Origin of the sequence: Paenibacillus sp. NPDC057886, from assembly GCF_042796655.1 — a bacterium.
Taxonomy (GTDB): Bacteria; Bacillota; Bacilli; order Paenibacillales; family Paenibacillaceae; genus Paenibacillus.
In genome coordinates, this window is the sequence record NZ_JBHVMZ010000022.1 from 1 (window position 1) to 8099 (window position 8099).

6 protein-coding genes and 2 pseudogenes are annotated in these 8099 nt (G+C 42.7%); 7 read left to right on the plus strand and 1 reads right to left on the minus strand.

Going from position 1 to position 8099, the window contains the following annotated elements; genetic code table 11:
- The first annotated feature begins 315 nt into the window (after nt 1–315).
- Nucleotides 316–1495 (plus strand): annotated as a pseudogene (locus tag ACFVQB_RS34195) (IS110 family RNA-guided transposase).
- 140 nt (nt 1496–1635) lie between these two features.
- Here the strand turns inward: ACFVQB_RS34195 and ACFVQB_RS34200 are convergent.
- Nucleotides 1636–1813 (minus strand): annotated as a pseudogene (locus ACFVQB_RS34200) (transposase); the annotation flags it as partial.
- Between the two features lie 57 nt (nt 1814–1870).
- On the opposite strand from ACFVQB_RS34200, the gene ACFVQB_RS34205 reads away from it, so the two are divergent.
- The 6 genes from ACFVQB_RS34205 (at nt 1871) to ACFVQB_RS34230 (ending at nt 8036) form a co-directional block, all read left to right on the plus strand.
- On the plus strand, nt 1871–2995 hold the full coding sequence (locus tag ACFVQB_RS34205; protein ID WP_379449825.1) for a GntR family transcriptional regulator: 1125 nt from the start codon (nt 1871–1873) through the stop codon (nt 2993–2995).
- A 418-nt stretch (nt 2996–3413) separates the two neighbouring features.
- The gene (locus ACFVQB_RS34210; RefSeq protein WP_379449827.1) at nt 3414–4715 is read left to right on the plus strand and encodes an ABC transporter substrate-binding protein; all 1302 of its coding nucleotides are present in this window, start codon (nt 3414–3416) and stop codon (nt 4713–4715) included.
- Between the two features lie 70 nt (nt 4716–4785).
- Complete coding sequence (locus ACFVQB_RS34215) at nt 4786–5721, plus strand: carbohydrate ABC transporter permease (RefSeq protein ID WP_379449830.1); 936 nt, start codon at nt 4786–4788, stop codon at nt 5719–5721.
- Between the two features lie 17 nt (nt 5722–5738).
- On the plus strand, nt 5739–6575 hold the full coding sequence (locus ACFVQB_RS34220) for a carbohydrate ABC transporter permease (RefSeq protein WP_379449832.1): 837 nt from the start codon (nt 5739–5741) through the stop codon (nt 6573–6575).
- A gap of 315 nt (nt 6576–6890) precedes the next feature.
- Nucleotides 6891–7436: a GrpB family protein gene (locus tag ACFVQB_RS34225; protein WP_379449835.1), complete on the plus strand. Its 546-nt coding sequence runs from the start codon at nt 6891–6893 to the stop codon at nt 7434–7436.
- Nucleotides 7437–7505: 69 nt separating this feature from the next.
- Nucleotides 7506–8036, plus strand: coding sequence for a DUF3885 domain-containing protein (locus ACFVQB_RS34230; RefSeq protein WP_379449837.1), 531 nt, complete (start codon nt 7506–7508; stop codon nt 8034–8036).
- Nucleotides 8037–8099 lie beyond the last annotated feature (63 nt).

An 8099-nucleotide genomic window follows, 5' to 3' on the forward strand; every position in this document is an offset into this window, starting at 1 on the left:
TCCTACCACCGCTCATGTTTTCTTCATTATAAACAAAAAAAAGCCCTATAAGATGACCTTTTTCAAAGTGTCTATCTTATAGGGTACATTTTAATTACTGGTTGGCCTTTTTTTGTGGTCGTTTTCCATGGGGGGAGCCGGGAGAACGTGGCGGCTTTAGGGGCCATGACCCCGTAACAAAAACTGTTCTCCCACGACCTCCAAAAGACCATGTTTGAGCTGGTAGGGGCGATTGACCCCGTATAACAAGCGAAGCTATGGGTTTGGAACCATCGTGGAAAGGACCGGCGAAATTCAAGACAAGGAGTGAGGAGATTGGAACCTGTTGTCGGTGTAGATGTCGCTAAAGGTTCAAGTGTGGTGCAGGCGTTTCGGAAACGAAATGAGCCGTATGGCAAAGCGGTGAACATTGTGCATGAACAGAATGGGTTTGAACAATTCGCAGAAATGCTAGGGGAGCTTCAAGTCGAAACAGGGCTGGCTCCAGTAGTGGTTCTGGAAGCGACGGGACATTACCACCGCGCATTGGTTTCTTACCTGGATCGGAGTGGTTACACCTACTATATTGTGAATCCGTTGCAATCCAAACGAGCCAAAGGAACGCAGTTACGCAAAGTGAAAACGGACGCCTCGGACGCCTGGCATCTGGCTGAGATGTACTACCGCGGCGACGTGAGGCCACACCGAACCTGGGATGAGAACGTTTACGGAGCTGCAGCATTTGACCCGGCAGCATGAGTTCGTCACGGGCATCTTTGTGCAAGCGAAACTGAACAGCAGAGCCTTGCTGGAGCAAGTATTTCCGGCATATGAGCAGATCTTCTACAACGTGTTTTCGGTAACGTCATTGACGGTACTGGCCCGCTGTTTAGAGGGAGATACGGAGGATTGGATCGAAGTCATTCAAGAAAGCACGGGCAGATCCCGTTCCAGACGATGGACGAATGAAAAAGTCGGGAAACTGGAGGAAGTGCTGGCTGACTGGAGAGAAGCTGGGCGTAGTCCGTCTCAAAGCAAAGCGTTGCACGGGATGGTCACTTTATTGTTAACGATGATCGTGCAGCTGGACGAACTGGAAAAACAAATGGAAGAAATGGCGGCAGACCTGCCTGAAGTCGAGCTCGTGAAGAGTATTCCGGAAATTGGCACCAAACTGGCCGCAGCCATTGTAGCGGAAGTGGGAGACGTCGGGCAGTTTAGTGATGCCAAGCAACTCGTGGCGTTTGCGGGGCTGGACCCTGGGATTTTCAGTTCCGGGAAGTTTACTGCGACAAGCACACGAATAACGAAACGAGGCTCGAAAAGGCTTAGACGTTCTCTGTATTTGGCGGTGCAATGCGGGATGCGGAAAAACGCAAATGCAAGAATTCGTGCGTACTATGAGAAAAAAAGAAAAGAGGGCAAGCCCTACAAGGTGGTTGTGATTGCCTGCGCAAACAAGCTATTGCATCACATTTTCGCCATCTTGCAGAAAGGGCAGCCCTACCAAATTTAAACCATATTTAACCAAAACCTCCATAGCCGTGGAGGTTATTCAGGTTGGTCGGAAAAAGTATAACACGAAAAGAGAACTCATCCAACCTGAAATGCTTGACAAACATTAGCTGGTTTTTGTTCGTTTGGGGTTCGAGAGTTTTCTTCACGGACCTTCAATACCATCGCATCCACTAAGATAAACGGGAATCGGCTGTCGACTTAGGGCCAGTTATTCCATGACCCTACCATGGGGGCTAACTGTAAGGAGAGGTCTGACACAATAGACTTGGAAAACTCCATGCCACAGAAGTTCGTCGGTAATCTGAGTAACTTTGCGAATTACTTCTTGTGTAATATACTTAGTATATTAATATTATGATGTCAGGGTGGTTTTGTGGAATTGCATTTATACGAGCAGATATATATCTATATTGTACAAGAGATTAAAGAAGGTCGATTAAAAGAAGGAGACCGAGTCTCTTCTGAAAAAGAGTTGGCTGAACAATTTGGCGTCAGTCGTATTACATCTAAAAAGGCTTTGGATAAATTGGCAGATTCTGGGGTTATCAAACGAATACAGGGAAAAGGTTCGTATGTGGCCGATGGTATAGTTGGAGGACAAGAACCGAAGCACTATTCCGAGGTAATAACGCCTCTGGTTCCTGAGGAGGATAAGCGGTTGATCGGGTTTATTATACCGAATTTTTCTGACGAGTTTGGCTTAAAACTTCTTAGATCGATGGAAAAGCGGAGTGCTGAGCATAATTATCAACTTATTATCAAGCGAACTTGCGGGGATCGGGATGAGGAAAAACGCGCGATTGACTTATTTATTCGTTTAGGCATCAAAGGATTAATTGTGACCCCCATTCATGGTCAACACTATAATTCGGAGCTGCTTCGACTTGTATTGGATCGGTTTCCCATTGTTTTGGTCGATAGATACCTAAAAGGAATTCCTGTTTGTTCAGTGTACACAGACAATAAGAAAGCGGCCATGGATCTTACGCGTCATCTAATTAGCAAAGGTCATAAAAAAATTGCCTTTTTATCTCCGCCGGAAGAGAACACTTCAACATTGGAGGAAAGGCTGCTCGGATATACGTTTGCCTTCACCCAAGAAGGAATGAACTTGAACAAAGATTATGTATTGACGAACTTGAAGGGCACCCTTCCCATTAACATAAACGGAACAGCGATTGAACGTGATAAAGAAACAGTAGAGCTTTTTTTGAAACAACACCCTGATGTAAAGGCGTTTGTCGCGTCGGAATTTCTAATAGCTACGATGCTGGCTCAGGTTATCAACTCGATGGGGAAATCTTTGGAGGAATTCGAGATTGTTTGTTTCGACTCCCTGAACGATTACCTGGGTCAACCCATCTTCACTCATATTGAGCAGGATGAGAAGCAGATGGGTGAATTGGCAGTGGATATGTTAATCTCTCAGTTGCATGGAACAGCAGTTCCCGAGCTGAACATCATTGAACATCGTATGGTCATGAAAAATAACAGGTAGGGTTAATACAAGCGATAAGCGCGGCTCAATAAAATCAAGGATATTGTTCAAGGTGTCGAGAAGTCCCCAGGGGCTTATCGGCACTTTTTTGATATCAGAAATATAAACTTCGAAGCATGGACCTTCCTGACCTGATATCGCAAGAAAAACTTCATCTAGACGCGGTCTGTCTTCTGTGAAGTATGTCGTAATATTGCAATTGACATGCTTCGTGATGTCATATTAATATACTTAGTATAATTAGTATAGCCAGTAGGATTCTTACAACAAATTCACTTCGTTCATCATTTTCTGATTTTAATAGTTCATATCACCGATCTTGTTAGCGCTTACATAAATTGTGGATTGATCAGAAAATGGAGTGGATTCTATAGGAATTCAAGTTAAACTAATTAATTTAACTTAAGGGGGACTTTGAATGAGGAGATCCAAAAAATTCGCATTTCCAATTCTTGTTTACTTTCTGGCTATGTCACTACTTGTAACCGCTTGCTCAACGAAGGGGGACTCAAGCGATCAGGCCGGAGAGGGAAATACAACGGTTACGATGTGGCATGGTCTTACCTCCATTGATTTAGATAATTTGAATAAAGTCGTGAAGGCATTTGAAGAGAAAAATCCTACCATCAAAATGAAATTGGTTTATACAGAATCCAGCGAGGGATCCGATCAGAAGCTGCTGACTGCAGTCGCAGGCGGCAATCCTCCTGACGTTGCACTTTTTGACCGGTTTAAGGTCGGTACTTGGGCTGCGCAAGGTTCTCTGACTGACTTATCCTCGATGGCAGCAGAATCTGGAATTCTTAAGGAAATGTATTATCCATTTGCTTGGGAGGAGTCCAGTTATCAAGGAAAGCTTTATGCAATGCCGATGGATACGGACTCTCGCCTGCTATTTTACAATAAGGATCATTTCAAAGAAGTAGGGCTGGATCCCAACAAACCACCACAAACGATCGCCGAGCTTGAAGCGGCCGCCGAAAAGTTAACCATCAAGGAAGGTAAACGTTTCAAACGGATCGGGTTCATCCCATGGTATTCGCAAGGCTGGCTGTATACTTGGGGATGGACATTTGGAGGAGAATTCCAGGATGCTGCCACCGGCAAAATTACCGCAAATGATCCTAAAGTCGTTGAAGCGTTACAATGGATGACCGACTTCGGCAAAAAATACAACGTCGAGGATATTGCCGGATTCACAAGCGCAGCTGGCACGGAGGAAATGGATCCGTTCATTTCCGGTCAAGTCAGCATGAAGATAAGTGGAAACTTCACGGTAAAGGGTATCGAAAAATTTAAGCCGGATTTAAATTACGGTGTTGCACCAATACCGACCCCAACAGGTACTAATTTTACGACATGGTCGGGAGGCGGGTCCGCTATTATCCCTAAAGGCGCCAAGAACGTCGCTGCTGCTTGGAAATTCCTCGAATTCTTAGGGAAAGAAGAGGGGCAAACGTTATTAAACGCTGACTCTCAAATTTCCGTTATCGATTCGGTTAACGACAAATACGGTTACAAGGACGATCCGATTATGAAAGAATTTATCAATATTTTGCCCAATTCACACAACCGCCCGGTTATTCCTGAAGGACAGCTGTTGTGGAATGAGTTAGCTTCCGCTACGGAAAAGGCTACCCGCGGTAACGGTACTCCGAAAGAGAACCTGGATAGAGTAACAGAGACTGTTAATAAGGCTTTAGAAAAATACGACAAATAGGGTGCTCGATAGGCAGGGAGCGAACTCTCTCCTTGCCTATTAATGAATGACAATTGGAAGGAGAATGCACATGGCGAAACTGGCTGATCCAGTTCAAGTAATCGCAATTCCATCGGCAAGGAAACGAGCACTCCACAGAACCAATGTGATTGGGTGGCTGTTTGCTTCACCTTGGGCTATAGGGCTGCTATGCTTTTATGCAATTCCGATGCTAATGTCCATCTACTTCAGCTTCACTACTTACAGCATTCTGCAGCCTGGTGAATTTGTCGGAATGAATAATTATAAAGATCTTTTCCATGATCCTCTGTTTTGGAAATCCATATACAACACGCTTTATTTCACCGTATTTTTTGTTCCATTAAGTATATTTTTCGGTGTGGCACTCGCTATGATGTTGAATATGAAGGTCAAGGGGATGGCTATATTCAGAACGATTTTTTTCTTGCCTACACTTGTTCCACAAGTAGCTTTGGCTGTTCTGTGGATGTGGTTGTTACATCCAAACTTCGGATTGGTGAACGGGATGTTAGCGAATATCGGTATCGATGGGCCTTCTTGGCTTGGTGGTGAGTCATGGTCCAAGCCTTCTCTCATTTTGATGTCGCTTTGGGGTATTGGGCAAGCTGTCGTTATCTACCTTGCTGGATTAGGAGACATCCCTGATGAGTACTATGAAGCGGCACAAATCGATGGAGCTAACTGGTTTCAGAAAACGAGAAAGGTAACCCTGCCTTTGCTCACTCCCGTTATTTTCTACAACCTTGTCATGGGAATGATCGGTGCATTCCAACAGTTTACTCTTCCCTATACGTTGACCAAAGGGCAAGGAACTCCTGCAAATTCCATGACTTTTTACGTCATGTATTTATATGAGAACGGATTCAGGTATTTCAAAATGGGTTATGCCTCCGCAATGGCCTGGATCTTATTTATTATCGTTATGGCATTAACCGGAATTATTTTTATTACTTCTAAACGCTGGGTTCATTATCAAGGGAAATAAGGAGGAGGAAGTAAGGGATGAATCCTATCGCTATCAAAAGAATCAATCGTGCGTTAGCCTATTTATGTCTAATTGTTGCTTCTGCATTTTTCATTACTCCGTTCATTTGGCTGCTTTCGACTTCTCTTAAACCACTCACACAAATCTTTACATTCCCACCAGAGTGGATTCCGCATCCAATTCTGTGGAGTAATTATTCCCGTGCCGTTGAGTATATCCCTTTCTGGACATATCTGAAAAACACGGCGATTATAACAATCGTTAGTACGCTTGGTGTGATCATATCCTGTCCCTTGGTTGCCTATAGTTTTGCCAAGTTAGAGTACCGTGGGAGAGGTATACTTTTCTTTGTTACCCTCGCTGTTATGATGATCCCCGGACAGGTGACGATGATTCCTCTATTCCTGTTGTTTACTAAATTAGGTTGGGTAGGAACATCTCTTCCACTGATTGTACCCCAATTTTTTGGAGTGCCCATTTACATTTTTCTATTGCGGCAGTTTTTCATGGGACTGCCTGATGCCCTGCGCGAAGCGGCCCGCTTAGACGGCGCTAGTGAGTTCCGCATATATTTACAGATCATGTTTCCACTAGCCAAATCCGCCGTTTTAGCCGTGGCATTGTTTCAATTTATGGGGAGCTGGACTGATTTCATGGGCCCCTTGCTCTATTTAACCAATGAACCATCTTACACGGTTTCGCTCGGATTGCAGCAATTTCAGAGTCAAAAGGGATCCGAATGGGGTCTATTAATGGCCGTATCCACCTTGATGACATTACCTATTATTGTTTTGTTCTTTTTTCTTCAAAAGACGTTTATTAGCGGCATTACATTTAGCGGTATAAAAGGTTGAACATCATATGTATGAATTAAGCTCCAGTGATGCGGAACCCCAGGGATGTGAGGACGAACCAAGGCAAAGATGGGATGCTGAATTTGATTAAACGTAAGGGGATTTTTATGTAGATAACGATTGATAGGTCCGTTGGAAAAAAGTTAATAAGCAAAAAGGCAGCGATGTGTAAAGCAGAAGCTGCCTTTTTGCATACCAAAATAAGGAGATTCAGAGCTCTGGACCGACTCATAAGAAGCAACCTGTCGGAGATGGAGGATTAGCCCTCTCTTCATCTAATAATATATAACGTAAATAATGTTAAGGAGAATTTGAATGAAGAATCAAAAACCAGTAATTATTGAAGATTACAATGAAGAATGGCCAATAGCATTCAATGTAATAGAATCCATTCTATCAAATAATCTTAATGGTTTAGCATTACGAATTGAACACGTTGGAAGTACATCGGTCCCGAGTCTTGCAGCCAAGCCAATCATTGATGTTGATGTAGTAATTGAATCTGTGGAGTACCTGCCAGGGGTAATCGATAAGCTAGAAGAACTGGGATATGTACATGAAGGTGATTTGGGAATTAAGAACAGAGAAGCATTTGCAAGAAAGGATGCATATGTACCTTATGATAGTGAAGGTAATGAGAAGTACGAACATCATCTATACGTATGCAATAAAGAAAGTGAAGAATTAAAAAGACATATAATATTTCGAGAAATATTAAGAAAGCATCCTTCTTTAGTAGCAGAGTATACAAATTTGAAAAGAGAACTGTCCGATGAGTTTAGAAATAATCGCAAAGCTTATACCGATGGGAAGACGAAATTTGTTACGAGGGTAATGAATGAATTTAAAGATAATTTGTAATATATTTCAGCTAGACGAAACCTGTGCAAGGAAAAAAACAAAAAAATAAAAGATAATGGAGGCCGCAGAATGGACCTGAAGACGTACCTGGCAGAGTATTTTCCAAATCTGACCTTACAACCGCCTCTTTTCTATAAGTGGGATGTTGCAATACGATTCGAACTTGGCAATCCTCTGATGTTTGGAATAAATAAAGAGCAATACATGGAACGAGTTTATTATCGATCTCTTCAATTATTTAAGGCTCTCCATGATCAAGAAGATGAAGTCCTATTAATAACTCAAGCTTATTTTGCAGATAAGTCTGAACACAAAGTGAAAAAGTTGAACCTGTATAGTAAATATATCAAGAAGCAAGAGCCGATTAGGTCCTTGAGATTTGAGATACTTCCAGACTTGGATTATGAACCGACTGAGCTCCCAGATCCAAAGGACAACATGTATAGGTACTGGACTAAATGTAGAATTGAGGACTTAAAATTTAGTCAGTTAATCAAAGCCATATGTAATCATGATGTTGGAATAAAACCAATGATTACTCATAGGGTGTATTTCATTAATATAAGTAACTCAACTTTCGCACCTAGAATATCGAGCTAACCCCCCTAGTGGGTGTAAGAACATTTCAACAAAACTAATTCTATTGACAAAAAACACCTCGCT